Raw genomic sequence first — 26533 nt, 5'->3', positions numbered from 1 at the left:
CAGATTCCTTTATTTATAATTAGAGGTTTGCAACGTTGTGATAGACTTTTTGAACATCATCGTCATCTTCAAGGGCATCAACGAGTCCTGCAAAGATTTCTAAATCTTCTGGTGAAAGTTCAACTTCTGATTGAGCAATCATTTCTAATTCTGTTGTTGAGAATTCATTAATCCCAGCGGCTTTCAGGGCTGCAATTCCTTTATGAAGGTCTGTAGATTCAGTATAAATAACGATGTTTCCCTCTTCTTCGGTTACATCGCGAACATCTACATCAGCATTAAGCAAAATTTCAAAAATATGGTCAGGATCTGTTCCTGCAAATACAATCACCCCGGTATTGTCAAACATATAGCTGACAGCACCTGCCGCTCCGATATTCCCGCCTTTTTTATTGAAAATTGAGCGCACATTAGCAATCGTACGGTTAACATTTGACGTCAATGTTTCAGCGATAATCAGTGAACCACTTGGACCAAAGCCTTCATAACGCCCTTGCACGAACGTTTCATCGCTGCCGCCTTTGGCTTTATCAATTGCTTTATCAATAACGTGTTTAGGAACCTGTGCTTGTTTCGCACGTTCAATAACGAATTTTAAAGCTGAGTTTGATTCTGGGTCTGGTTCACCTTGTTTGGCAGCAGCATAGATTTCCACACCGAATTTTGCATATATATTAGACGTTGCACCGTCTTTAGCAGTTTTTTTAGCAACAATATTTGCCCATTTACGTCCCACTGGAATAGTCTCCTCAGAAATTCATTTACATTACATGCAGATTAATAGCCTGCAAATTTTTCCGCAATATTATATCATGATATGTAAACTCTCGTCCATGAAAAACAAAATATCCATGTTTTACTAAATGTTACTTTAATTTTATCAATAGTTAACATTATGGATATGTTATTTTCGCTTTTTTTAGATCTTTTGTTTTTTTATTTTAATAGTCGAATGACAGCGATAATACATAAATAAAGAGAAACTGGAGTAACAATCCAGGTATAAATACCCACTTAAGATTAATGAACGCATCTAATCCAGATCTTTTCTTCAGCAATGTTTGGCTGATGTTTACTTCTTAATCATGAAAGCCTGAGGAACAGATGCCATTGCTGGTCGCCCCGCTTTCTTGTAACCTTCTTCCCGTTGCACTACTGACAAAATCTGGAACCACTGAACTGGACTTCATATGAATGCTCATATTTCTAAAGACCCTTTACATGGCGTAACGCTTGAAATGCAGGTCAATGCACTGGTTGATCGTTATGGTTGGGCTGAGCTGGCGCAACGCATTAATATCAACTGCTTTAAAAATGAGCCGAGCGTTAAATCCAGTCTGAAGTTTCTGCGCCGCACGCCGTGGGCGCGGGCAGAAGTTGAAGCGCTGTACCTGGATTCACTGCATGACCTTGCCTCAAATAACACCACCGAACCGGCGTTCGATCCCTGGGCTAACAGCCGAAACAAGAAGAATTAAGAGCAAAATCTGATGTCAGCATCCGGTTTTATTTCAGCAAATTATCAGAAAAAACTGGCGACTATTCTCGCCCGTTCCCGAGCCAGGCTGCCGCGAACCAACATGAAATGGTTTGCGCTGCTCGTAGGCAGTATGTTGCTACTTGGCAGTTGTTCTTCACAGCCGCCCGGTTCAAAAATCACCCCACTGCCCCCGGTGGGCAAACCGCAGCAGAGCAAGGAGCCGGTGCGCGGTATCTGGTTGGCAACGGTTTCGCGTCTTGACTGGCCGCCGATTTCATCCGTCAACATCAGCTCGCCTGCCGTTCGTATCAGCCAGCAGCAAAAGGCGCTGACGGACAAGCTGGATAACCTGAAACGTCTTGGTATTAACACCGTTTTTTTCCAGGTGAAGCCCGATGCCACTGCGTTGTGGCATTCTACAATCTTGCCGTGGTCAGATACCCTGACCGGTAAGATTGGTCAGGATCCGGGTTACGATCCGTTACGGTTTATGCTCGATGAAGCGCATAAACGCGGAATGAAAGTCCATGCCTGGTTTAACCCCTACCGCGTGTCCGTGAACACTAAACCGGCAACGGTTACCGAATTAAACAACACGCTGTCACAGACGCCTTCCAGCGTTTATGTCCTGCATCGGGACTGGATCCGTACCTCGGGCGAGCGTTTTGTGTTAGATCCCGGTATTCCCGAAGTGCGTGACTGGATAACCAGTATCGTGGCTGAAGTCGTTGAGAATTACCCGGTTGACGGCGTGCAATTCGATGATTACTTCTATACCGAGTCTCCCGGCTCTGCGCTCAACGACAGCCAAACCTTCAGAAGATACGGCCAGGGATTTGTCTCCAAAGCTGACTGGCGGCGCGATAACACGCAACGCCTGATCGCTCAGGTTTCACGAACTATCAAGAAACTCAAACCTGAAGTTGAATTTGGCGTCAGCCCTGCGGGCGTGTGGCGCAACCGTTCGCACGATCCGGCGGGCTCCGACACGCGCGGCGCGGCAGCCTATGATGAATCGTATGCGGACACCCGCCGCTGGGTGCAACAAGGCTTGCTGGACTACATCGCCCCGCAGTTGTATTGGCCTTTTGCCCGCGACGCGGCGCGTTACGATGTGTTGGCAAAATGGTGGGCAGATGTCGTCAAATCAACCAACACCCGCCTGTATATTGGGGTGGCGTTGTACAAAGTCGGTGAGCCGTCGCGAAAAGAACCTGACTGGACGGTCAAAGGCGGTGTGCCGGAGCTGAAAAAACAGCTCGATCTGAACGAGTCTGAACCGCACATTAACGGCACAATTTTGTTTCGCGAAGATTACCTTAATCAGCCGCAAACGCAGGAAGCCGTGACCTATATTCGCAGTCGTTGGGGGCGTTAATGGTCGTCCGTATTGGATTTATAACGCAAGAGCGTCCGGTTATACGGACGCTCTTAACCGATTCATCAGGCAACTGAAGGCTCAGGCAATCTGAATGATGAGACCAGCATCGCCAGCTGTTCCGCCTCCTCTTTCAGCGCCTGGGTTCGCGCGGCAGCATCATCTATTAACGAGGCGTTTTGCTGAACGGTGCTGTCCATTTCGGTAACAGCCAGCGTAACTTCGGAAACGCCCTTGCGTTGTTCTTCACCCGCAACGCGTATTTCCCCCATTAACTGACGTACCTGACGTACATTACTGACCAGTTCTCCCAGACGTTCGCCCGCATTGTGAATTTGCTGACTTCCGCTACCTACATGAGAAACGGATTCATCAATCAACGCCTTTATTTCCTGCGCGGCGGTGGCGCTGCGCTGGGCCAGCGTGCGCACTTCGGAGGCCACAACGGCAAACCCTCTCCCGGCATCACCTGCTCTGGCGGCTTCAACCGCGGCATTCAGGGCGAGAATATTGGTCTGGAACGCAATGCTGTCGATAACCGCGACAATTTCCACCATTCTGCCGGATGAGGCACTGACGTTATCCATTGTAGAGATAACACCCTGCATAACATCGCCGCAGCGGTTGGCCGTTTGCGCGGTGCTATCAGAGAGCTCATCCGCCAGTTGAGTATTACTGGCATTTTGATGAACGGTCGCATTTAACTGTTCCATCGCCGCCGAACTCTCTTCCAGCGCAGCGGCCTGTTGCGTCACGCGAGATGAAAGTTCCATATTACTGTCTGCCAGGCTGACAGCGTTATTCGCCACCACTACGCTACTGCTTCTGACAGTGATCAGAATGGCTGAGATTTTATCGACGAACAGGTTAAACGCTTCGGCGATAGCGGAAATCTCATCTTTGCCACGCACATCCAGGCGACGGGTAAGATCGCCTTCTCCCTGCGCAATATCATCGAGAGCCTGACGGGTATCATCGAGACGCGAAATCAGTCGGCGAACCACCAGCCAGGATCCCACCAGCAACAGGGTCATGATCGGGATCAACACTTCCAGCACGTCCTGCATCATCACTTTGGCAAGGCCGACGATACGCGATTCAGGCGTCGCAAGACCAACAACCCAACCGGTATCCGCCATCGGGAACAGCATCACCCGTGAAGCCGAATTCAGGACGTTATCATTTGCAAGCGTAATCGTTTTCACCCCGTCCGCTGGGCGCAGAGATTTCAGACCGTTTTCCACCGGGATAAGCCATTGCGCGCTTTGCGCCAGATCGTTAATGGTTTTATATTTCGCCAGATCGGCCTGCGGGAAATAGAGGATTTGTCCCTGCTTGTCCACCACAAACGCGTAACCACCGGTGCTGTTTCCCTGCTGCTGCATGAAAGTGGCGACGTTATCCAGGCGAATATCGGTGGTGGCGACACCGGCAAACTTGCCCGCCAGTTGATAAGGTACGCTGCACGTCACCATGTTGACGCCTGAACTGGCGTCCTGGTAGACATCAGACCATAAGCAACTGTTTTGTGAATGTCCTTTAGCATGCTGATACCAGTTTTCATTGTGGTATCCGCTTGACCCTTCGACGTTATAGTCGTTGGAATACACCAGTTTACCTTCAGCATTACGCGCCCAGAAAAAGCTTCTTTTCTCCACACCTGCGGTGAAAGCGTCTGGTTCTGGCCAGATGCCGCCACCGGTAATAATCGAATCTTTATCTTCACCAATCAGATGCGGAACGACGCTTTGATAAAGAGATTCATCATTTGGCAGCACCTCAGCCAGTCGTGACAAGCTGACGGTCTCACCTTCAATTCGGGACAATACGGTACTCAACTGGCGGGTTAAACCTTGCCCTGTTTCTTCGATCAGGGCGGTGTTGATTTCAACGACGCGCGGTTGGCCACGCCAGAGCATAATCACCACAATAACAAGGGTCGTGACTGCAAGCAGCAGAATGCCGCCGATGGTTAAACGCGTTGAAATACGAGTAGGATACCAGGCCATACAAACTCCTTCTGCAAAAGGCTAACTTTTATCCAGTATCGGCACAGGCGTTTATATCTTTATAAAGTTTTCTTAAGTATCACAAAATAAATAGGTGACATTGTCACAAATAGCAAAACCCAGCACTTTGGCTGGGTTTTAATAATGACTTAATCTTATTTGGATAATTCTTTTTTGATTTCGTCTTTTATTTTGCTTAATTCGCTCTGCGGATGTTTTTTACAAAGTTCAACGGTCAGAGGAACTGCTGTAGTCACGGTTTCGTTATAGTCTACGTAATCGCCACCCTTGAAATCTTCGTCTTCATTGAGCACCCAGAAAGCCACCGGGGCCATAGTTTGCGGGTTCAAATCAATAAACTCCTGGCAATTCATGCCTTTTGGAGTCACTTCAGTTTTAGCGTTATCAGTTGCTGCATTGACGCTGACACTGGTTAACAGCGCTGCGACCAGAATACCTGCTGTAGAAAGGGAGAATTTATTCATTGTAGTACTCCATTTATAATATAAATAATATCTACACTTGCGCTTCAAACCGTTAATGTAGTTCGCAAAAAATAATACCCCTAACGTCATAAGAATAAAGATTGCCACCATTGATATGGCTGAAATTTATATTTCACATTACTGATTCTGATGTCTGGGCGTAAAACGTGACCACAATGTGATCGTTCCGACGAAATCAGCAGATTCATACCCCTCTTCCCCTGTCGCTGCACCAAAACTGAACTATTCTGCACAAATGTTGATCATTAGTTAACGGATATGGGCTGATTTTTAACAAACATGGTCAGCGTGCCGCTGTTACCAACATGGCACGCGTCCTGCATTGTTAATTTGCTAACAGTGAGCCGTACTCTGACAAACAATTAACAGCGAGAAGGTAATGACAGCGAAACCGGAGTTATTTACCCGCATAGAGCAGACCTTTAGCCAACTGACGCCCAGCGAAAAGCGCGTGGCCGGGTGGCTGTTAGCCCATGCTGTGCAGATCCCTTTTGAAACCGCGGATGGTATTGCTAAAGCGACCGGAACCAGCGGCATTACCGTTGGACGCTATCTGCGTAAACTGGGTTTTCGCAATCTGGAAGATGCAAAAGCCAGCCTGCGGGAGCTACCCATCGTCGCCTATCAACCCTGGGGGATGAACGAGCGGCTGGACTCCTGGCACCAGCAACAAAGCCTGCCAGATCGCGCGCAGCAGTCGCTGTTACTGGAAATCGACGCCATTACCTATGTCTATCAACTCGCGCAAGGCGAAACGTTTTTACGCATAGCGCAGCGGCTGGCGCATGCGGAAGCCGTGTATATCCTTGGGATCCAGTCCACCCGCGGGATCGCTAACGCCTTTTTCAGTCACCTGGAATACCTGCGGCCTAAAGTCAGCTACTCCGAAGGGCTTTCCGGCAGTTGGGTCGAGTCGCTGAATTCAGGATTCACCCAGCCTTACGTGGTGATCACCGATATGCGCGCCTATTCCGCTATCTCGCGACAATATTGCCGCGTTGCCACAGAACGCTGCATTCCGCTGGCGCTAATCACCGATGTGTGGTGCCCGTGGGCCAGAGACTATTCCATTGACTTACTTCAGGTGAAAACTGACACCGGACATTTCTGGGACTCACTGGCTCCGGTGAGCTGTCTGTTCAACTTATTACTCTCTGCGGTGGTGGCCCAACTGGGTGATTCCCTCGCAGAACGCCTGCAAACCAATCGCCAGTTACAACAACAATTTGGTCAATTCGAACAATAAACAGGAAACGTGCTATGTCAGAAACCCCAGAACTGGTCGATCTGTCGGTGATATTCCCGTCGCTGCATATCGATCTTAAATACGCTACGGCAGACAACATTACCGGCGCCCCTATCTACCGGGAAGCTCGTTGCCTGTTGCACACCGAGGCGGTCACTGCGTTGGCGAAAAGTATCAGTATTGCGCAACTGGCGGGCCTGAAGCTTGTGGTATACGACGCGTATCGCCCGCAGCAGGCGCAGGCGGTGCTGTGGAATGCGTGTCCGGATCCTCAGTATGTTGTCGATGTGGCGATAGGATCCAATCACAGCCGCGGGACGGCCATTGACGTTACGCTAATGGACGATCGTGGCAATCTTCTCGATATGGGCGCCGGCTTTGATGAGATGCACGACCGTTCCCATGCCTGGCACCCTTCTGTTCCTCCGGCTGCGCAGCGCAACCGCCTGCTGCTCAATGCCATTATGTTTGGCGGCGGTTTTGTCGGTATCACCAGCGAGTGGTGGCATTTTGAATTACCTGATGCCGCCCGCTATCCGCTGCTTGACGATCAGATAAATTGTTACACTGTCACACCCATAACAACACAACATTCCCTTTAATTCTGGAGCCTGGTTATGAAGACTACACCTGCGTTAAACGCGTTTTTTCGCCCCGCTCTGATAGCCGTTGCGCTGGCGTTTGCCCTGCCCGCTGCGCAGGCCGCCGTTCCCAAAGATATGCTGGTGATCGGCAAAGCTGCCGATCCGCAGACGCTCGATCCCGCCGTGACCATCGATAACAACGACTGGACGGTCACCTATCCCTCTTATCAGCGGCTGGTTCAGTACAAAACGGATGGAGGTAAAGGCTCCACGGAAGTTGAAGGCGATTTGGCCAGCGGCTGGAAGGCCTCTGACGACCAGAAAGAGTGGACGTTTATCCTGAAAAACGATGCCAAATTCGCCGACGGAACGCCGGTGACGGCTGATGCGGTAAAGCAATCTTTTGAACGCCTGCTCAAAATCGGCCAGGGGCCTGCAGAAGCGTTCCCGAAAGATCTGAAGGTTGAGGCTATCGATAACAATACGGTGAAGTTTACCCTCAGCCAGCCATTTGCGCCGTTCCTGTATACGCTGGCCAATGACGGGGCCTCAATTATTAACCCGGCCGTCTTAAAAGAGCATGCCGCAGACGATGCCCGCGGATTCCTGGCGCAGAACACGGCAGGCTCCGGTCCCTTCATGCTCAAAAGCTGGCAAAAGGGACAGCAGTTGGTGCTGGTTCCTAACCCATATTATGCCGGTGCAAAACCGGCGTTTAAGCGGGTTTCGGTAAAAATCATCGGTGAAAGCGCCTCTCGCCGTCTGCAATTGTCGCGGGGTGATATCGACATTGCTGATGCGCTTCCGGTTGACCAGCTTGCCGCCTTAAAACAGGAAGGCAAAGTTAACGTGGCGGATTATCCCTCGTTGCGCGTGACCTATCTGTATCTGAATAACAGTAAAGCGCCGCTCAATCAGGTGGATTTACGCCGCGCCATCTCGTGGGCAACCGATTATAAAGGCATGGTAAACGGGATACTGAGCGGCAACGGTAAGCAAATGCGGGGTCCGATCCCTGAAGGCATGTGGGGTTTTGACGACAAGGCCATGCAGTACAGTTTCGATGAAGCCAAAGCGAAAGCGGCGTGGGAGAAAGTTGCCACCAAACCTGACAGCCTGAGCTTCCTGTACTCGGATAATGACCCCAACTGGGAACCTATCGCGCTCGCGACCCAGGCAAGCCTTGGCAAACTGGGCATTAAGGTGAAGCTGGAAAAACTGGCGAACGCCACCATGCGTGACCGCGTGGGCAAAGGAGATTACGACATTGCCATTGGCAACTGGAGCCCAGATTTCGCCGATCCGTACATGTTTATGAACTACTGGTTTGAGTCAGATAAGAAAGGCTTGCCGGGTAACCGTTCGTTCTATGAAAACGGTGAGGTCGATAAGCTGCTGCGTAGCGCGCTGGCCACGACCGATCAGGTTGCCAGAACCAATGACTACCAGCAGGCGCAAACTATCGTGATTGATGAAGCCGCCTACGTCTATTTATTCCAGAAAAACTATCAGTTGGCGATGAACAAAGACGTCAAAGGATTTGTATTCAACCCCATGCTGGAACAGGTCTTCAATATCTCCACCATGAGTAAATAAGCCACGTTAATGCGGAGCCGCTCTGGCTCCGCAAGGGGAAGCTAATGACGTTCTGGAGCATTTTACGCCAGCGATGCTGGGGACTTATTCTGGTGGTTATCGGTGTTTGCGTAATCACTTTTATTATTTCGCACCTGATACCTGGCGACCCCGCGCGGCTATTGGCGGGCGATCGCGCCAGTGATGAAATTGTCGAAAATATCCGCCAACAGTTGGGGCTGAACCAGCCGCTGTATGTCCAGTTTTTTCGCTATGTCAGCGACATTTTTCACGGCGATTTAGGCACCTCTATTCGCACCGGACGTCCGGTGCTGGATGAGCTGCGCATCTTCTTCCCCGCCACCCTTGAGCTGGCTTTCTGCTCCTTGTTGCTGGCGCTGGTTATCGGTATTCCTTTGGGCATTTTATCTGCGGTCTGGCGCAACCGCTGGCTTGATCACCTCGTTCGCCTGATGGCGATCACCGGTATCTCCACGCCAGCATTCTGGCTGGGGCTGGGGGTTATCGTACTGTTTTATGGTCATCTGCAAATTTTACCCGGCGGTGGACGTTTAGATGACTGGCTGGATCCGCCAACTCACGTCACCGGGTTCTATCTGATTGATGCACTGCTGGAAGGCAATGGCGAAGTCTTTTTCAATGCGCTTCAGCATCTGATCCTGCCATCACTGACGCTGGCCTTTGTGCACCTGGGGATCGTTGCCCGTCAGATTCGCTCCGCCATGCTGGAGCAACTGAGTGAAGATTACATTCGCACCGCTCGCGCCAGCGGGTTGCCGGGCTGGTACATCGTGTTGTGTTACGCGTTGCCAAATGCGCTTATCCCCTCGATAACCGTTCTCGGCCTGGCATTGGGCGATCTGCTCTACGGTGCGGTGCTGACTGAAACGGTCTTCGCCTGGCCGGGAATGGGCGCCTGGGTGGTGACGTCGATTCAGGCGCTCGACTTCCCGGCGGTGATGGGATTTGCCGTGGTGGTCTCTTTCGCCTATGTGCTGGTTAACCTGGTGGTGGATTTACTCTACTTGTGGATCGATCCACGAATTGGACGCGGAGACACACAATGATGCTCACACAAGAAACGCCAGCCGCGCCTCAGACAGCACGCCGTCGCACGGACTGGGCTAAACTGTTCTGGATGATGAAAAGCAGCCCGCTGACGCTGGTTGGCGGGGTCATCATTGTGTTGATACTGCTGCTGATGGTGCTGTCGCCGTGGATAACCCCTCACGACCCTAATGCCATCAATTTGAGTGCGCGCCTGCTGCCCCCGTCAGCCGCTCACTGGTTTGGTACCGATGAAGTCGGCCGCGATCTGTTCAGCCGCGTTCTGGTGGGTAGCCAACAATCGGTCGTTGCGGGGCTGGTCGTGGTGGGTATCGCCGGGGGATTGGGTTCGCTGCTGGGCTGTTTGTCTGGCGTAATGGGCGGACGCGCCGATGCAATTATTATGCGAATAATGGACATTATGCTGTCCATTCCCTCGCTGGTGCTGACGATGGCGCTGGCCGCCGCGTTGGGTCCAAGCCTGTTTAACGCCATGCTGGCGATTGCTATCGTACGTATTCCGTTTTATGTGCGCCTCGCACGCGGTCAAACGTTAGTAGTGCGCCAGTTTACCTATGTGCAGGCGGCGCGGACCTACGGCGCATCACGCTGGCATCTGATTAGCTGGCACATTTTACGTAACTCTCTGCCCCCGCTAATTGTGCAAGCGTCGCTGGATATCGGCAGTGCGATCCTGATGGCCGCCACGCTCGGATTTATCGGTCTGGGCGCACAGCAGCCCAGCGCTGAATGGGGAGCGATGGTCGCAATAGGCCGAAACTATGTGCTTGATCAGTGGTGGTATTGCGCTTTCCCCGGCGCCGCCATTCTGATTACCGCCGTAGGCTTTAATCTCTTTGGCGATGGTATTCGCGATCTGCTTGACCCGAAAGCCGGAGGAAAACAGTCATGACACAACCCGTGCTGGAAATCGAAGATTTGCATTTGAGTTTTCCCGGCTATAAAGCTGACGTGCATGCGCTTAACCATGTATCGCTGCATATCAACCGCGGAGAAATCGTTGGGGTGGTTGGTGAGTCCGGTTCCGGTAAGTCCGTGACGGCCATGCTCACCATGCGTCTGCTGCCGGAAGGCAGTTATCATATCCACCAGGGACGCGTTTCGCTGCTGGGGGAAGATGTGCTCAATGCCAGCGAGAAGCAAATGCGCCAATGGCGCGGCGCACGCGTAGCGATGATCTTTCAGGAGCCCATGACGGCGCTGAATCCGACCCGGCGCATCGGTCAGCAAATGGTGGAGGTTATCCGCCATCATCAGGCGTTAAGCCGCACGGATGCCCGTCAGAAAGCCATCGCTTTACTCCAGGAGATGCAAATCCCGGACGCGGCGGAAGTCATGAAGCGTTTCCCGTTTGAGCTTTCCGGCGGGATGCGCCAGCGCGTAATGATAGCGCTGGCCTTTTCGTGTGAACCGGAGCTTATTATTGCCGATGAACCGACCACCGCACTGGACGTCACGGTGCAACTGCAGGTGCTGCGTTTGCTGAAGTTAAAAGCGCGAGCCAGCGGGACAGCCGTGTTATTTATCAGCCATGATATGGCAGTGGTTTCACAGTTATGCGACCGGTTGTACGTCATGTATGCCGGAAGCGTGATTGAGAGTGGCCCAACGCAAACCGTTATTCAACGCCCGACGCATCCCTATTCCATTGGTCTGCTGAAATGCGCGCCGGAACACGGCGAGCCGCGCGCATTGCTGCCAGCCATTCCCGGCACCGTGCCGAACTTAACCTGCTTACCGACGGGATGCGCGTTTCGCGAGCGCTGCTTTGCCGCTGGCCCCCGTTGTGAAGAAACACCTGCGTTACGCAGTCAGGGAGGCGGGGATCAACAATCTGCCTGCTGGTATCCGCAACTGGAGACAACACATGTCTGATTTTTTACTGGCGCTGCAGAATGTTCATGTCAACTTCCCTGCGCGTAAAAACTGGCTCGGCAAGGTAACGGAACGGGTGCATGCGCTCAATGGTCTGGATTTACAGATCTGTCAGGGGGAAACGCTGGGGATTGTTGGCGAGTCCGGTTGTGGAAAAAGTACGCTGGCGCAACTGCTGATGGGGATGCTGAAACCCAGTCAGGGCAACTATGCGCGCCGTGGTGACAAGCAGCATACCGGTATGCAAATGGTCTTTCAGGATCCCCTTTCATCGCTGGATCCGCGCTTACCGGTATGGCGGATTATCACCGAACCGGTGTGGATCCAAAAACGTCCTGCAGAACGTGAGCGCCGTATGCTTGCTGAAGATTTGGCGCGACAAGTGGGAATTCGTCCTGAATATCTCGACCGCCTGCCGCATGCGTTTTCCGGTGGACAGCGCCAGCGTATCGCCATCGCCCGGGCGTTGTCATCAGAGCCGGACGTGATTGTGCTTGATGAACCTACTTCGGCGCTGGATATCTCCGTGCAGGCGCAAATTCTCAATCTGCTGGTGTCATTGCAGGCGCGCAGAAACCTGACCTACGTGCTGATCTCGCACAACGTGTCGGTGGTCCGCCATATGAGCGACCGCGTGGCGGTGATGTACCTCGGGCAAATTGTTGAGCTGGGCGATGCGCAGCAGGTTCTCACGCAGCCCGCCCATCCCTACACGCGATTATTGCTGGATTCGGTCCCTAAAACGGGAGCACCGCTGGCGGAGGATTTGGTGTTACGGAAAACCGAACTACCGGGGAACCGAACGCTGCCCCAGGGTTGTTTTTTCCGTGACAGATGCCCACTGGCGACCAGCGGCTGTGAGAAGAAACAGGCATTGCTGAAAAGTGATAGCGGTGGTGAAGTTCGCTGCTGGCGGGCGGTTGCATGAGCTGAACGGTTGGCGTATTGCGTGAGAGTCAGGTGCAATACGCCTTTTTCAGTGAATCCACCAGCACTTCAGAAGCGGTAGATAACTTATGATGCGCCGAACGCAAAACGCCGATCCGACGCTGGATCACCGGCGTATCCAGATCGATACAGGTTGCACCCAGCTCTGTCATTTGCGTGCGGCACAATGCGGGCACGGCGCTGCCGCCCAGTCCGCTCGCCACCAGGCGACCAACCGTCACCAGTTGATGGCTCTCCAGCGCCACTTCCAGCGTATGCCCACTTTGCACCAGCTGTTCTTCCAGCATCAGGCGCACGGCGGAAGGACGTTGCAGGGTGATAAAATCCAGCGTCAGTAATTCGCGCCACGCAATACGATCCCGGCCCGCCAGTTTGCATGTCGGCGGAACAATCGCGATAAAACGATCCACGCCGAGCGGGGTGAAATGCAGATGCCCTGAAGAGTCCGGCTCAAAGGCAATGCCCATCTCCACCCGCCCTTCACTGACCATCTCAATCACTTGTTCGTTAATGACGTCATGTACCGTTACGTTGATCCCGGAGTAGGAATCACGAAACGTTTTCAGTACCGATGGCAGGACGTTAGCGGCGAATGAGGGCATGGCGGCAATAGAAATTTTCCCGCGCTGCAGCGTAAAGCGCTGGCGCATTGCCTCTTCCGTATTCTCCCAGTCCGCCAGCAGCTGTCGCCCCATGTTGAGCAGCGTTTCTCCCTCCTGCGTCAGGGTCACTTTGCGGGTGGTTCTCAACAGTAACGCCCCGCCCAGTGAATCCTCCAGTCCTTTAATCGCCAGACTTAAAGCGGGTTGCGACATATTCAGTCTTTCACTGGCATGAGCAAAATTCAGAGTGTGAGCTACCGCTAAAAACGCGCGTAACTGTTTGATGCTCATTCCCATTTCGCATTCCTTTAACTTGTTGAATACCTTTAATTAACATTAAATTGATAAAAAAACCCAATGAGTGAGTCACAAATTTAAAATTAACAAATCATTTTTCACCCCCAATGATGTCGGCAAGGACAACAGGAGGGGCAAGTGTATGGCTGGACTGGATAAACGGGTTGCCACCTATCAAGAGGCGCTGGAAGGACTGACCGATAACATGACGCTGCTGGCGGGCGGTTTTGGCTTATGTGGGATCCCTGAGAACCTGATTGCCGAAGTACGCCGTCGGGAGGTTCAGGGGCTTACGGTTGTGTCAAACAACTGCGGCGTGGATGGTTTTGGCCTTGGCGTTCTGCTGGAAACGCGCCAGGTACGCAAAGTGGTCGCATCTTATGTAGGTGAAAACGCCCTGTTTGAGCAGCAGGTTCTCAGCGGTGAACTGGAAGCTATCCTGACGCCGCAAGGCACGCTGGCTGAGCAGTTGCGCGCGGGCGGCGCGGGGATCCCGGCATTCTTTACCGCGACCGGATACGGAACCCCGGTCGCGCAAGGGAAAGAAGTTCGCGAGTTTGCCGGACGCCCTTACATCTTAGAGCAGGCGATAACCGGTGATTTTGCGTTGGTTAAAGGCTGGAAAGCCGACTGGTACGGCAACGTTATTTATCGCCATACCGCACAGAATTTTAATCCGCTGATGGCTGCCGCTGGGCGTATTACCGTCGTGGAAGTTGAAGAAATTGTCCCTCCCGGAGAGCTGGACCCCGCCGCAATTCACACCCCCGGAATTTACGTTAACCGCATTATCCAGGGGCAGTTTGAAAAACGTATTGAACAACGCACCCTGCGCCAGAAAGGAGCCTGACCATGTTAACGCGTGAACAAATGGCGATGCGTGTCGCCCGCGAGCTGCGAGACGGTTATTACGTCAACCTCGGGATTGGTATTCCTACTCTGGTGGCGAACTACATTCCTGAAGGCATGGACGTAATGCTGCAATCGGAAAACGGTTTGCTGGGTATGGGCCCGTTTCCCACGGAAGACGAAATTGATGCTGACATGATCAACGCCGGGAAACAGACCGTGACGGCGCGCAAAGGCGCGGCAATCTTCGACTCGGCGCAATCCTTCGCCATGATCCGCGGCGGTCACGTCGACCTGACGGTGCTCGGCGCGTTTGAAGTGGATGTTAACGGCAATATCGCCTCATGGATGATCCCCGGAAAAATGGTGAAAGGCATGGGCGGCGCGATGGATTTGGTTGCCGGAGCCGACAACATCATCGTAGTGATGACGCATGCCTCTAAAAGCGGCGAGTCGAAACTGCTTCCCGCCTGCACCCTGCCGCTGACCGGCGTGGCCTGTATTAAACGCGTGCTTACCGATCTGGCGCTGCTGGAGATTGCCGATGGGGCGTTCATTCTGCGCGAGCGAGCGCCGGGCATCAGCGTGGATGAGATTGTCGCCAGAACCGCCGGCAAGCTGATCGTTCCCGAAAATGTCCCCGAAATGCAATTTAGCTGAGGAGCTGACCATGCAGGATGTTGTTATTGTCGCGGCAACGCGCACCCCAATTGGCAGTTTTCATGGCGCGCTGGCTCCGCTTTCCGCGGTTGAACTAGGTTCAGTGGTGATCCGTTCGCTGTTGGAAAAAACCGCCGTGGCACCTGAGCAAATTGATGAAGTGATCTTCGGCCAGGTTCTGACGGCTGGCTGCGGCCAGAACCCTGCCAGGCAAACGGCGTTACGCGCAGGACTGCCGGTCACCACGCCCGCGTTAACCCTGAATCTGGTGTGCGGCTCGGGCATGAAGGCGGTGCATCAGGCGGTCCAGGCGATTCGCTGCGGCGATGCGCAAATTGTGATTGCCGGTGGGCAGGAGAGCATGAGCAATGCGCCCTATTTCCTCGACGGCGCCCGGGCGGGACTGCGGCTCGGTCATGCCAGCATGAAAGACAGCGTGGTGCATGACGGTCTGTGGGATGCGTTTAACGACTATCACATGGGGATTACCGCGGAAAATCTGGCGGATAAGTTCGTGATCGGTCGCGAGCAGCAGGACGCCTTTGCCCTGCGCTCACAGCAAAAAGCGGCCGCCGCCATTGAAGCCGGTCGTTTTAGCGCGGAAATCACGCCAGTCAGCGTCCCGCAGGGCAAAAAACCGCCGCGTGTCGTGGATCGTGACGAACAGCCTCGTCCGGATACGCAGGCTGAAAAGCTGGCGCAGCTCAAACCAGCGTTTCGCCCAGGTAACGGCACGGTGACCGCCGGGAATGCATCTTCAATCAACGATGGCGCCGCCGCGGTGATGTTGATGAGCGCCGCCAAAGCAGCAGAACTCAATCTGCCGGTTCTTGCCAGAGTGGCGGGCTACGCTGTCTCCGGCGTCGACCCTGCGATTATGGGCATTGGGCCGGTAGAGGCATCACTTCAGTGCCTGAAGCGAGCTGGCTGGACGTTGAATGATGTCGATCTCATTGAAGCCAACGAAGCCTTTGCCGCGCAAGCGCTGGCGGTTGGCGAATCCCTGAACTGGGACAGCAATCGGGTGAACGTAAACGGCGGCGCGATTGCGCTGGGCCATCCCATTGGGGCGTCAGGTTGCCGAATTCTGGTGACTTTGCTGCACGAAATGGCCCGCCGTAACGCCGCCAAAGGGCTGGCTACGCTGTGCGTAGGCGGCGGTCAGGGGGTGGCGCTGGCGGTTGAGCGCCCGCAGGAGGTATCTCATGAAAAGTAAGCATATCTGCGTACTGGGCGCGGGTTTAATGGGTGTCGGTATTGCCACCCACTTCGTCCGTTATGGTCACGATGTCTGGCTGTACGACACCGATAGCAACCGTATTGCAGACATTGGCGCAGTTGCCAGCGGTATTCTGGATGAACTGATTGCCACCGAACAGTTTCCTAAAAACGACAAAGAACAGGCTGTGAGTCGTCTGCATGGTACTGCCTCGCTGCACGATATTGCCGCGTGCGGGTTACTGATCGAAGCCATCCCGGAGCGACTCGAACTCAAGCACGCGTTGTATGCACAACTGGAAGCACTGATCGCGCCTGAGGCCGTCATTGCCAGTAACACCAGCGGCCTGCCGCCGGATGCGCTGGCAGAAAAGCTCGCCCATCCTGAGCGGTTGTTAATCGCCCATTTCTGGCACCCGCCGCATTTTATTCCACTGGTTGAGATTGTACCCGGCACGGCCACGAAGCCGGAATATCTGCAGGAACTGCAACAGCTGCTGCTTTCGATGCAGCTGGAAGCCGTCGTGCTCGACCGCGCCGCGCCGGGGTTTGTCGGTAATCGCCTGCAGTTCGCTCTGCTGCGTGAAGCGTTGCATATCGTAAAAAGCGGGATCGCCAGCGCAGAGGTGGTGGATCAGGTAATGCGCGCCTCGCTCGGTCGTCGCTATGCGATGGTCGGTCCGCTGGAGGCGGCGGATATGACCGGACTTTCTACGGTACAGGACATTTGTCGGCATCTGCTACCGGAGCTGGCAACCGGGAGCGACATGATGTCTCTGGTCGCTGACAAGGTGGCTAACGGTGATACCGGTTTGCGCAGCGGTCAGGGATTTTATCGCTGGGATGATTCGCGCAAGGAATATATCCAGCAACGCAGAGAGCATCAGCTGCGCTTTGCCCTGAAACCGTAACTTCTCTTTCTGTACCCCACTATAACAATGATATTGAGGAGTCATGATGAGTGTATTAATCGCCCTGGCAGCGTTGGGCCTGCTGATGCTGGCAGCCTATCGCGGATATAGCGTCATCCTGTTTGCCCCCATCGCGGCATTAGGTGCTGTATTGCTCACCGAACCCAGCGCCGTCGGCCCTGCCTTCACCGGCCTGTTTATGGAAAAAATGGTCGGTTTTGTGAAGCTTTACTTCCCGGTGTTCTTACTGGGCGCTGTGTTTGGCAAGTTAATCGAGTTATCGGGTTTTTCTCGCTCCATCGTTGCCGCCGCCATCAACATTCTCGGGCGTCGTCACGCCATCCCTGTGATTGTGCTGGTGTGTGCACTGTTGACCTACGGCGGCGTATCGCTGTTCGTGGTGGCATTTGCGGTATATCCGTTTGCGGCGGAGCTGTTCCGTCAGAGTAATATTCCGAAGCGCCTGATCCCGGCCACCGTTGCGCTGGGCGCGTTTTCCTTCACCATGGACGCTCTGCCAGGCACGCCGCAGATCCAGAACATTATTCCGACCAGCTTCTTTGGAACTAACGCCTGGGCCGCGCCCTGGCTGGGTTTGATCGGCTCTCTGTTTATCATCGTTGTCGGTCTGGTTTATCTCGAGCGCCAGCGTCGTAAAGCGCAGGCAAAGAATGAAGGGTACGGCACTGAACTGTTAAACGAGCCGGAAACGCCGGATAACATTAACCTGCCGAACCCGATAATTGCTATCTCTCCGCTGATCCTGGTTGGCGTTTTTAACCTACTATTTACCCACTGGATCCCGCAATGGTATGGCGCTACGCATCAACTGGAACTTCCGGGCCTTGCCAAACCGATTACCACCGAAGTCGGTAAAATCACCGCTATCTGGGCGGTAGAGGCGGCGCTGATTTCTGGGATCCTGCTGGTGGTGCTCTTCGGCTATCGCAACATTAAAGGTCGCCTGGCGGAAGGGAGCCGAACGGCGGTTGGCGGTGCGATCCTCGCGGCCATGAACACCGCATCAGAATACGGTTTTGGCGCAGTGATCGCCGCCCTGCCAGGTTTCCTTGTGCTGTCAAAAGCGCTGGCGGCCATTCCCGACCCGCTGCTCAATGAGGCTATCAGCATCACCACGCTTGCCGGGATCACCGGCTCGGCGTCTGGCGGGATGAGTATTGCCCTCGCCGCCATGTCTGACACTTTTATTGCCGCCGCCCATGCCGCCAATATTCCCCTCGAGGTCTTCCACCGCGTGGCGTCAATGGCCAGTGGTGGTATGGATACCCTGCCACATAACGGTGCGGTCATTACCCTGCTGGCCATAACCGGTCTTAGCCATCGTCAGGCGTACGGCGGGATATTCGCCATTACCGTAATTAAAAGTCTGGCCGTGCTGTTTGTTATCGGCGTCTTCTACACCACCGGAATTGTTTAAGGAGAATCATCATGAACTTAACGGGAAAAACCGCTCTGGTTACCGGCTCTACCAGCGGTATTGGATTAGGTATCGCACAGGTGCTGGCGCAAGCGGGCGCTACCCTGATCCTTAACGGATTTGGTGATGTGGAAGCCGCCAAAGATGCCATTGCACAATATGGCAAAACGCCAGGCTATCATGGCGCGGACCTGAGCGATGAAGCGCAAATTGCCGACATGATGCGCTATGCCGATAGCGAATTTGGCGGGGTGGATATTCTGGTCAACAATGCCGGGATCCAGCATGTTTCACCGGTGGAGACCTTCCCGGTTGATAAATGGAACGCGATTATCGCCATTAACCTCTCTTCTGTCTTTCACACCACTCGCCTGGCGCTTCCCGGCATGCGTGCGCGTAACTGGGGACGCATCATCAATATCGCTTCTGTTCATGGCCTGGTGGCCTCAAAAGAGAAATCCGCCTATGTGGCGGCGAAGCACGGCGTGGTGGGATTAACCAAAACCATTGCGCTGGAGACCGCGCAGACGGGTATTACCTGCAATGCGCTGTGCCCCGGTTGGGTGCTTACGCCGTTGGTCCAGCAGCAAATCGATAAACGTATTGCCGAAGGCGCTGAGCCTGACGCCGCGCGTGACGCCCTGCTGGCGGAAAAACAGCCGTCGCACGAATTCGTCACGCCGCAACAGTTGGGTGAGCTTGCGCTATTTTTGTGCTCAGACGGGGCGTCGCAGGTGCGTGGTGTGGCGTGGAATATGGATGGCGGCTGGGTGGCGCAATAAAGATATCTGGTGCCGGATAAGACCCCGTCGCATCCGGCACACCTTCTTTACGATGTTAACTGATAATCCAGCGTGATTTCCGCGTTCAGTACCTGTGATACCGGGCAGCCGGCTTTTGCTTTCTGGATGATGCCGTCAAACGTGGCGGCATCTATCCCCGGGACGCTCACCTGACTGTGTAGCGCGACTTTGGTGATAGCAAATCCGGCATCCACTTTATCCAGAGAAACATCGGCAGTGGTATCAATGGCATCTGGGGTAAAACCCGCTTCGCCCAGCATGAGCGAAAGCGCCATTGAGAAGCAGGCTGCATGCGCCGCGCCAATCAACTCTTCAGGATTGGTGCCTTTCGCCCCTTCAAATCGGGTATTAAACCCATACGGTTGCTGATTCAACACCCCACTTTCGGTCGACACGGTACCTTTACCGCGCTTAATGTCACCTTCCCAGTGTGCCTGACCTTTCTTATGGATAGTCATTACCGCTCTCCTGTGTTGTCGTTGGAGTTACAAGTATAGGACGGCTGAGAAAAAGCATGGCACATACGGGATAGTTCTCATTTGCCGCTTAAGCATTGACCTTTCAGTTGAAATGACCGACCATCCAGAAAGCCGCTATTTTCAACATCGGCTTTCTATCAGGTTGTATTTCGTCCGTTCTCATACGGACTCGCCCTTGAAACCAGTAACAGGATTAAGGAGTTAGAATGAAATCGAACCGTCAGGCCCGTCATATTCTCGGACTGGACCACAAAATCTCAAATCAACGCAAAGTCGTGACCGAAGGTGACAAAACCAACGTGGTCAATAATCCTACCGGAAGAAAGCGCCGCGCTGACGGCAAATAGCCTTTCGCACGTCTGACTGAATAACGAGATAAACACCATTGCAACCGCAGTGGTGTTTTTGCTTATAAAACCCCTTAACCCATTCACAATGCTTTATACTTCGGCCGTTTCCCTGGCGGACAGGCCACATACGATCATAAAGAGTGCCAGGGACGGTTATTCAAAAAAGAGTGAGTGACATGGAAAACGAAACTAAAAAACTGCGTTCCCTTTACATCCCCTACGCTGGCCCGGTTCTGCTGGAATTCCCTTTACTGAATAAAGGGAGTGCTTTCAGTGCGGAAGAACGCCGTAACTTCAACCTGCTGGGGTTACTGCCGGAAGTGGTCGAGACGATTGAAGAACAGGCTGAACGTGCCTGGATCCAATATCAGGGATTCAAAACCGAAATCGATAAACATATTTACCTGCGCAACATCCAGGACACCAACGAAACCCTGTTTTACCGGCTGGTGCATAATCACCTTGATGAGATGATGCCGGTTATCTATACCCCAACGGTTGGCGCGGCCTGTGAGCGTTTCTCCGAGATTTATCGTCGCGCGCGCGGCGTGTTTATCTCTTATCAGAACCGCCACAATATGGACGATATCCTGCAAAACGTTCCTAACCACAATATCAAGGTCATCGTTGTCACCGATGGGGAACGTATTTTGGGACTTGGCGATCAGGGGATCGGCGGGATGGGTATTCCAATCGGTAAACTGTCGCTGTATACCGCGTGTGGTGGGATCAGCCCGGCCTACACCCTGCCGGTGGTACTGGACGTCGGAACCAACAACCAGCAACTGCTCAACGATCCGCTGTATATGGGCTGGCGTAATCCGCGTATCACCGATGATGAATACTACGAATTTGTCGATGAATTCATCCAGGCCGTGAAGCATCGCTGGCCGGACGTGCTGTTGCAGTTTGAAGACTTCGCACAGAAAAACGCCATGCCGCTGTTGACCCGCTATCGCGATGAAATTTGCTCGTTTAACGACGATATTCAGGGTACCGCTGCGGTGACCGTTGGCACGCTGATTGCGGCCAGCCGTGCGGCCGGTAGCCAGTTAAGCGAACAGAACATTGTCTTCCTCGGGGCAGGTTCCGCCGGTTGCGGAATTGCCGAGCAGATCATCGCGCAAATCCAGCGTGAAGGTTTAAGCGAAGAAGCGGCGCGTCAACGCGTGTTTATGGTCGATCGCTTCGGCCTGTTAACCGATAAGATGCCGAACCTGCTCTCTTTCCAGACCAAACTGGTGCAAAAACGCGAAAATCTGCAGCACTGGGATACGCAAGAAGATGTGTTGTCGTTACTCGATGTGGTACGCAACGTTAAGCCGGACATCCTGATTGGTGTTTCCGGACAGACTGGCCTGTTTACCGAAGAGATCATTCGCGAAATGCATAAGCATTGCCCGCGTCCGATCGTCATGCCGCTGTCTAACCCGACTTCCCGCGTAGAAGCCACGCCACAGGATATTATCGCCTGGACCGAGGGTAACGCGCTGGTTGCGACCGGTAGCCCGTTCGCACCGGTACTGTGGAAAGAGAAAATCTATCCCATTGCCCAATGTAACAATGCCTATATCTTCCCGGGAATTGGTCTGGGGGTAATTGCTTCTGGCGCATCGCGTATCACCGATGAAATGCTGATGTCAGCCAGTGAAACGCTGGCGCAGTATTCACCGCTGGTGCTCAACGGCGAAGGACTGGTGTTACCTGAGCTGAAAGATATTCAGACCGTTTCCCGCGCCATCGCGTTTGCCGTCGGTAAAATGGCCCAGCAGCAAGGCGTGGCGGTGAAAACCTCCGCCGAAGCGCTGCAACAGGCGATTGACGATAATTTCTGGCAGGCAGAATACCGCGACTACCGTCGTACCTCTATTTGACGGTTTGCCCGGCGGCACTCTGCTGCCGGGCGCTCAGAACTTGCGCGACTGCGTGACTTACGATTACACTTTCACCATCGATTAACATTTGGAAAATAATAAGGAGGATACTTATGCTGTACTGTGAACGTTTTATCGTTTCACATGCTTTTGGTGATCGCCAGTGCTCAAGCGTTATCGGTATCGTGCTGCGATAACTTCTGCTTGAGCGAAGCTAACTTCTAAATCCCCTTCTCTCGGGCTTACCGGGTTATCGTCAGCGATGTTTGACGAGGCGTTTTTACGCCTGTAACTCTTGAGTAAGCAACAATGAGCACATTACTAACCGCACAATCCTTACACGTTGATACGGCATTTGGCACGTTATTCGACGATCTTTCCTTTACCCTGAAAAAAGGCGACCGCATCGGGCTTATCGGTTACAACGGCTGCGGCAAAAGCACGCTGTTAAAACTGCTCGATGGCACAATTTCGCCGACCAGTGGGGTTATCGCGCAGGCAAATCACTGCCATCTCGCCCGTGTAGAACAACATCTCCCAGACGAAATACTGCCGCTCACGCTGCAGGAAGCCGTTCTGGCTCAACTGCCCGAGCATGAACGCGCAGGTCAGCAGTGGCGAGTTGAAGCACTGCTCGCCGAAATGGGGTTCACGCCGGAGAATTTATCTCTGACAGCACACACGCTGAGCGGCGGCCAACACACGCGTCTGTTATTGGCGCGGGCGCTGATGCGAAACCCTGACCTGCTGCTGCTGGATGAGCCGGGTAACCACCTGGACTTGCCAACATTACTGTGGCTGGAACAGTTCTTACAAAACTGGTCTGGCAGTTTTGTGGTGGTTTCCCACGACCCGCAGCTGTTAGACGCGGTGACTCACGGAACCTGGATCCTGCGCGATCGAACTCTTCATGCCTTCGATCTGCCCTGTAGCGCGGCGCGTCAGGCTCTGGCAGAAAGAGACATCAGCGATGCTCTGCGCCATAAGGCTGAGCAAAAGGAGATAGACCGGGTGACCGCCAGCGCCAAACGGCTGGCTACCTGGGGGCGGGTCTACGACAACGAAGATCTTTCCCGCAAGGCCAAGCAGATGGAAAAGCAGGTACAGCGCCTGAAAGAGGTACAGACTGAAGTGACGTCAGGAAGTCAGTGGACACTAACATTGCAGGGAGATGCCCTGCGTGCGGATCGTTTGCTGGAGATGACTAATCTGTCCGTGGCCCCTGCTCCCGACGCCGATACGCTGTTTTCCATTGCCGGACTCCGGTTAAAAAGCGGCGATCGCGTGGCGATTGTCGGGCGCAACGGTTGTGGGAAATCATCGTTGTTAAGGCTTATCTGGCAACAGTTTCACTCACAACTGGCATCACCTTCACTGGTGTTGCACCCGCGTGTTACGTTGGGGTATTACGACCAGACGCTGCACCAACTCGCAGATAACGATTCGTTATTTGACGCGCTGGAGCCGTTTGCTCCGCAGCCCGATATCCGCAAAATGGCGCTGATTAGCGCGGGTTTTCCGTGGGTTCGTCACGCGCAGCGGATCAGTTCCCTAAGCGGCGGTGAGCGCTCCCGGCTGCTGTTTGTTGGGCTAACGCTTGCGCGCTACAGCCTGCTGATGCTCGATGAACCGACCAACCATCTGGATCTGGAAGGTAAAGAGGCGTTGGCAGAAACGCTGCAAAGCTATAACGGCGGCGTGTTGTTGGTCAGTCACGACCGTCAGCTTATTAGCCAAAGCTGTAACCGGTTTTGGTTGATCGACAAGGGCGAACTCAGTGAATGGCACGATCTGGACGCGGTCAATGCGCGTATTCGGGAAACATCCTCGGAGATAACCGTTCCCAAAACGGTGGTCGTTGCGAGAGTCGAAATAAGCGGTGACAGCGATGGATTGCTGGAACAACTTCTTGAGCTGGAGCAGCGTCTGGCTGACGATCTTGCCCGCAAGCCGAAACATCAAAAGCCGCTGTTACAGGCGCAATGGCGTGAGGAGATTGAGCGCCTGAACTCACAACTGGAGTAAACCGTATTGCCGGATGGCAGCCTACGTCAGCAAAATGCGCGTGTAGGCCCGTCATCCGGCTTATCTTTTGTTATTGCGGTTTTTTCTCTTTCCAGGCATCCCAGGCCTGCTTGATCTCTTGCTTTGCCGTAGCGGCGTCATTGAAACCGTTTAATTCGACCTTCTTGCGCCCTTCCGGCAGATCTTTGTATACGCGGAAGAAAGATTCCAGACGTTGAACTTCAATCTTGGGCAGGTCGCTTAACTCTTTGATGTTGTCATAAGTGGGGTCAATTTTGCTGGCCGGAACGGCGACAATTTTATCGTCCTTTTCACCGCCGTCGATCATCTTCAGTACGCCTATAGCCCGCAGCTTAATCAACGTTCCCGGGGCCAGCGGCGCGCGGGTATAAAAGATAACATCCAGCGGATCGCCGTCACCAGCTAAAGACTGGGTTAGTGAACCGTAGTTGGCGGGATAGGCAACCGGCATTGACTGGAAGCGATCGGCCACGATAAAACCGGTTTTGGCGTCGGTTTCATATTTAATCATTCCACCTGCCGGGATTTCGGTTACGGCATAAAACTCTTCCGGGTTATTTTCTGGCTGAGGAAATTCGAGGATGTTCTGCGCCTGAGCGGACGCACAAAGAAACACGCTGACTGCGAGTAATTTTTTCACCAGATGCATTGTCTTTTAACTCTTCTATTATTGGAAAGACAATACCTTACGTTCAGCAGATGACAGAAACATGACGTTTTTTTGGCAAAAAAATGGCGCTACAGGTGTAGCGCCATTACGATCAGGGCACGTCAGGAGTTAGTTAACCCCTTCCTCGCTCTCTTTTTTCGCTTCTTGTCGTTCAACTTCGCGATACCAGCGTGGGTGATGTTTCTTCGCCCAGCGGCGGCTCACTTTCCCTTCGACCATGCCTTTGATCGATCCTTTCACCCAGAATGCCATATACATGTGGATGAGGATGGCGTGCATCAGGATAATCCCCGCAGCCGCATGGATAAGCAGGCTATAGCGCACGACCTGCATCGGGAAGAACTGCGCAAAGTACGGACGCCAGATAATGATGCCGGTGATCAGCAGCACGAAAATCATGCTCATGATCGACCAGAACATCATTTTCTGTCCGGCATTGTACTTACCCACGTCCGCCACTTTGTGTTCATTGCCTTTCAGCACTTCCACAATGTTTTTCAGCCACGGGATATCTTTTTTATCCGGGATGTTGTGGTGAACAAAGCGTACAAACATGAACATCAGTGCCACGAAGATCAGCAGTCCGAAGAACGGGTGCAAAATGCGCCCCATCTGCGGCGTACCGAAGGTCTGCGTCAGCCATTGCAGAGTCGGGAAGAAAAACGAAATCCCCGACAACGCCACCAGGAAGAAGCAGATCACCACCGTCCAGTGACAGGCGCGGTCGATAAACTTCGTGCGCACAATCATTTTCGACTTACTCATGATGATCCTCCTCGTCGTCGTCCACTTCCTTATTCGGACCGATACCAATGTAGTGGTAAATCAGTCCGGCGAAGGTGGCGATAAATCCGGCAGCGGCCAGCGGTTTCAGCGCCCCTTTCCACAGATTGATAGAGGTATCGATCTGCGGTTCTTTCGGCAGGCCGTGATACAGCTCCGGCTGGTTGGCATGATGCAGAACGTACATCACGTGCGTGCCACCCACACCTTCCGGGTTGTAGACACCGGCATGTTCATAACCACGTGCTTTCAGTTTTGCCACACGCTGTTCGCCCATTTCCAGCATTTCCTGCTTGGTACCGAAATGGATTGCCCCGGTCGGACAGGTCTTCACGCAGGCAGGCTCCTGCCCGACGCTGACGCGGTCCACACACAGCGTACATTTATATACGCGGTTATCCTCTTTATTGAGGCGCGGAATATTAAATGGACACCCGGCAATACAGTAGCCGCAGCCAATACAGTGCTCTGACTGAAAATCAACAATCCCGTTGGCGTACTGGATGATAGCCCCGGCAGACGGGCATGCCTTCAGGCAGCCCGGATCTTCACAGTGCATACAGCCGTCTTTACGAATCAACCACTCGAGCTTGCCGTTCTGTTCGGTTTCGGTAAACCGCATCACCGTCCAGGACTTGGCGCTAAGATCGGCAGGGTTGTCATACACCCCGACGCAGTGGCCGACTTCATCGCGGATATCATTCCACTCTGAGCATGCCACCTGACAGGCCTTACAGCCTATACAGGTGGAAACGTCGATCAGCTTTGCGACCTCAGCTTTGTAATCACGGGCCTGAGGCGGCGGCGTGATGGCGTTTGTTGCGGACCGTTTGATGATGTCCTGCGTTTCCATAGACATATGT

26 protein-coding genes are annotated in these 26533 nt (G+C 53.4%); 18 read left to right on the top strand and 8 right to left on the bottom strand.

Features of this window, described 5'->3' with window-relative positions; translation table 11 throughout:
- Nucleotides 1–19 precede the first annotated feature (19 nt).
- Nucleotides 20–736, bottom strand: a complete 717-nt coding sequence (locus HV243_RS12870) for a YebC/PmpR family DNA-binding transcriptional regulator (RefSeq protein ID WP_046276377.1) — start codon at nucleotides 734–736, stop codon at nucleotides 20–22.
- A 454-nt stretch (nucleotides 737–1190) separates the two neighbouring features.
- Here HV243_RS12870 and HV243_RS12865 point away from each other — a divergent pair, with 454 nt between their 5' ends.
- Together HV243_RS12865 and HV243_RS12860 are read left to right on the top strand one after the other, a co-directional pair.
- On the top strand, nucleotides 1191–1478 hold the full coding sequence (locus HV243_RS12865; protein WP_016153085.1) for a VF530 family protein: 288 nt from the start codon (nucleotides 1191–1193) through the stop codon (nucleotides 1476–1478).
- Nucleotides 1479–1490: 12 nt separating this feature from the next.
- The gene (locus tag HV243_RS12860; RefSeq protein WP_047359101.1) at nucleotides 1491–2858 is read left to right on the top strand and encodes a glycoside hydrolase family 10 protein; all 1368 of its coding nucleotides are present in this window, start codon (nucleotides 1491–1493) and stop codon (nucleotides 2856–2858) included.
- Nucleotides 2859–2923: 65 nt separating this feature from the next.
- Here HV243_RS12860 and HV243_RS12855 read toward each other — a convergent pair whose 3' ends face one another.
- The gene (locus HV243_RS12855) at nucleotides 2924–4867 is read right to left on the bottom strand and encodes a methyl-accepting chemotaxis protein (protein ID WP_016153087.1); all 1944 of its coding nucleotides are present in this window, start codon (nucleotides 4865–4867) and stop codon (nucleotides 2924–2926) included.
- A gap of 155 nt (nucleotides 4868–5022) precedes the next feature.
- Entirely contained in the window at nucleotides 5023–5352 is a 330-nt protein-coding gene (gene hdeB, locus HV243_RS12850) for an acid-activated periplasmic chaperone HdeB (protein WP_003019999.1), read from the bottom strand.
- A 400-nt stretch (nucleotides 5353–5752) separates the two neighbouring features.
- On the opposite strand from hdeB, the gene HV243_RS12845 reads away from it, so the two are divergent.
- The 7 genes from HV243_RS12845 to HV243_RS12815 are packed head-to-tail and all read left to right on the top strand — an operon-like array spanning nucleotide 5753 to nucleotide 12670.
- Nucleotides 5753–6619 carry a MurR/RpiR family transcriptional regulator gene (locus HV243_RS12845; RefSeq protein WP_016153088.1) on the top strand — a complete coding sequence of 289 codons (867 nt, stop codon included), beginning with the start codon at nucleotides 5753–5755 and terminating at the stop codon, nucleotides 6617–6619.
- 14 nt (nucleotides 6620–6633) lie between these two features.
- Nucleotides 6634–7221 (top strand): D-alanyl-D-alanine dipeptidase, encoded by a 588-nt coding sequence (gene ddpX, locus HV243_RS12840; RefSeq protein ID WP_053389796.1) that lies wholly within the window; start codon nucleotides 6634–6636, stop codon nucleotides 7219–7221.
- A gap of 15 nt (nucleotides 7222–7236) precedes the next feature.
- A complete protein-coding gene (locus HV243_RS12835; RefSeq protein ID WP_016153090.1) occupies nucleotides 7237–8799 on the top strand; it encodes an ABC transporter substrate-binding protein in 1563 nt (520 codons plus the stop codon).
- A 44-nt stretch (nucleotides 8800–8843) separates the two neighbouring features.
- The gene (locus tag HV243_RS12830) at nucleotides 8844–9866 is read left to right on the top strand and encodes an ABC transporter permease (RefSeq protein ID WP_053389797.1); all 1023 of its coding nucleotides are present in this window, start codon (nucleotides 8844–8846) and stop codon (nucleotides 9864–9866) included.
- Entirely contained in the window at nucleotides 9863–10759 is an 897-nt protein-coding gene (gene ddpC, locus HV243_RS12825) for a D,D-dipeptide ABC transporter permease (RefSeq protein WP_049281776.1), read from the top strand. The genes HV243_RS12830 and ddpC overlap by 4 nt, the downstream gene beginning before the upstream one ends.
- Nucleotides 10756–11742 (top strand): ABC transporter ATP-binding protein, encoded by a 987-nt coding sequence (locus tag HV243_RS12820; protein ID WP_016156537.1) that lies wholly within the window; start codon nucleotides 10756–10758, stop codon nucleotides 11740–11742. Before ddpC ends, HV243_RS12820 begins: the two co-directional genes overlap by 4 nt.
- Nucleotides 11735–12670: an ABC transporter ATP-binding protein gene (locus tag HV243_RS12815; protein WP_053389798.1), complete on the top strand. Its 936-nt coding sequence runs from the start codon at nucleotides 11735–11737 to the stop codon at nucleotides 12668–12670. Before HV243_RS12820 ends, HV243_RS12815 begins: the two co-directional genes overlap by 8 nt.
- A 28-nt stretch (nucleotides 12671–12698) precedes the next feature.
- Here the strand turns inward: HV243_RS12815 and HV243_RS12810 are convergent, their stop codons facing one another.
- Nucleotides 12699–13589, bottom strand: coding sequence for a LysR family transcriptional regulator (locus HV243_RS12810; protein WP_016153095.1), 891 nt, complete (start codon nucleotides 13587–13589; stop codon nucleotides 12699–12701).
- A 142-nt stretch (nucleotides 13590–13731) separates the two neighbouring features.
- Here HV243_RS12810 and HV243_RS12805 point away from each other — a divergent pair, with 142 nt between their 5' ends.
- Genes HV243_RS12805 through HV243_RS12780 form a run of 6 tightly spaced genes read left to right on the top strand, consistent with a single transcriptional unit; the run spans nucleotide 13732 to nucleotide 19447 of the window.
- Nucleotides 13732–14439 carry a CoA transferase subunit A gene (locus tag HV243_RS12805; protein ID WP_016153096.1) on the top strand — a complete coding sequence of 236 codons (708 nt, stop codon included), beginning with the start codon at nucleotides 13732–13734 and terminating at the stop codon, nucleotides 14437–14439.
- A gap of 2 nt (nucleotides 14440–14441) precedes the next feature.
- Nucleotides 14442–15098 carry a CoA transferase subunit B gene (locus HV243_RS12800; protein ID WP_053389799.1) on the top strand — a complete coding sequence of 219 codons (657 nt, stop codon included), beginning with the start codon at nucleotides 14442–14444 and terminating at the stop codon, nucleotides 15096–15098.
- Between the two features lie 10 nt (nucleotides 15099–15108).
- Entirely contained in the window at nucleotides 15109–16314 is a 1206-nt protein-coding gene (locus tag HV243_RS12795; protein WP_047417444.1) for an acetyl-CoA C-acetyltransferase, read from the top strand.
- Nucleotides 16304–17227, top strand: coding sequence for a 3-hydroxyacyl-CoA dehydrogenase family protein (locus HV243_RS12790; RefSeq protein ID WP_053389800.1), 924 nt, complete (start codon nucleotides 16304–16306; stop codon nucleotides 17225–17227). Before HV243_RS12795 ends, HV243_RS12790 begins: the two co-directional genes overlap by 11 nt.
- 43 nt (nucleotides 17228–17270) lie before the next feature.
- Nucleotides 17271–18665, top strand: a complete 1395-nt coding sequence (locus HV243_RS12785; RefSeq protein ID WP_196615732.1) for a GntP family permease — start codon at nucleotides 17271–17273, stop codon at nucleotides 18663–18665.
- An 11-nt stretch (nucleotides 18666–18676) separates the two neighbouring features.
- The gene (locus HV243_RS12780; RefSeq protein WP_053389801.1) at nucleotides 18677–19447 is read left to right on the top strand and encodes a 3-hydroxybutyrate dehydrogenase; all 771 of its coding nucleotides are present in this window, start codon (nucleotides 18677–18679) and stop codon (nucleotides 19445–19447) included.
- Nucleotides 19448–19494: 47 nt separating this feature from the next.
- Here the strand turns inward: HV243_RS12780 and HV243_RS12775 are convergent, their stop codons facing one another.
- The gene (locus tag HV243_RS12775) at nucleotides 19495–19926 is read right to left on the bottom strand and encodes an OsmC family protein (RefSeq protein WP_047359112.1); all 432 of its coding nucleotides are present in this window, start codon (nucleotides 19924–19926) and stop codon (nucleotides 19495–19497) included.
- 227 nt (nucleotides 19927–20153) lie between these two features.
- Between HV243_RS12775 and sra the strand changes: the two genes are divergently transcribed.
- The 3 genes from sra to HV243_RS12760 all read left to right on the top strand — a co-directional run bounded on the left by sra (nucleotide 20154) and on the right by HV243_RS12760 (nucleotide 24196).
- Entirely contained in the window at nucleotides 20154–20294 is a 141-nt protein-coding gene (gene sra / locus HV243_RS12770) for a stationary-phase-induced ribosome-associated protein (RefSeq protein ID WP_006684530.1), read from the top strand.
- A gap of 179 nt (nucleotides 20295–20473) precedes the next feature.
- Nucleotides 20474–22171: a malate dehydrogenase gene (gene maeA / locus HV243_RS12765; protein WP_016153104.1), complete on the top strand. Its 1698-nt coding sequence runs from the start codon at nucleotides 20474–20476 to the stop codon at nucleotides 22169–22171.
- 309 nt (nucleotides 22172–22480) lie between these two features.
- Nucleotides 22481–24196 carry an ABC-F family ATP-binding cassette domain-containing protein gene (locus tag HV243_RS12760; protein ID WP_046276369.1) on the top strand — a complete coding sequence of 572 codons (1716 nt, stop codon included), beginning with the start codon at nucleotides 22481–22483 and terminating at the stop codon, nucleotides 24194–24196.
- A 70-nt stretch (nucleotides 24197–24266) separates the two neighbouring features.
- Here HV243_RS12760 and HV243_RS12755 read toward each other — a convergent pair whose 3' ends face one another.
- The 3 genes from HV243_RS12755 to fdnH all read right to left on the bottom strand — a co-directional run bounded on the left by HV243_RS12755 (nucleotide 24267) and on the right by fdnH (nucleotide 26529).
- Nucleotides 24267–24866 (bottom strand): inorganic diphosphatase, encoded by a 600-nt coding sequence (locus tag HV243_RS12755; protein ID WP_046276368.1) that lies wholly within the window; start codon nucleotides 24864–24866, stop codon nucleotides 24267–24269.
- Nucleotides 24867–24995: 129 nt separating this feature from the next.
- Complete coding sequence (gene fdnI / locus HV243_RS12750) at nucleotides 24996–25652, bottom strand: formate dehydrogenase-N subunit gamma (protein WP_016153106.1); 657 nt, start codon at nucleotides 25650–25652, stop codon at nucleotides 24996–24998.
- Nucleotides 25645–26529: a formate dehydrogenase N subunit beta gene (gene fdnH, locus HV243_RS12745; RefSeq protein WP_016156544.1), complete on the bottom strand. Its 885-nt coding sequence runs from the start codon at nucleotides 26527–26529 to the stop codon at nucleotides 25645–25647. Before fdnH ends, fdnI begins: the two co-directional genes overlap by 8 nt.
- Nucleotides 26530–26533: the final 4 nt, after the last annotated feature.

The sequence above is a fragment of the Citrobacter sp. RHBSTW-00599 genome, from assembly GCF_013784065.1.
Taxonomy (GTDB): Bacteria; Pseudomonadota; Gammaproteobacteria; order Enterobacterales; family Enterobacteriaceae; genus Citrobacter; species Citrobacter braakii.
Note: the sequence above shows the minus strand (reverse complement) of the source record. Positions and strands in the feature narration are given on the sequence as shown.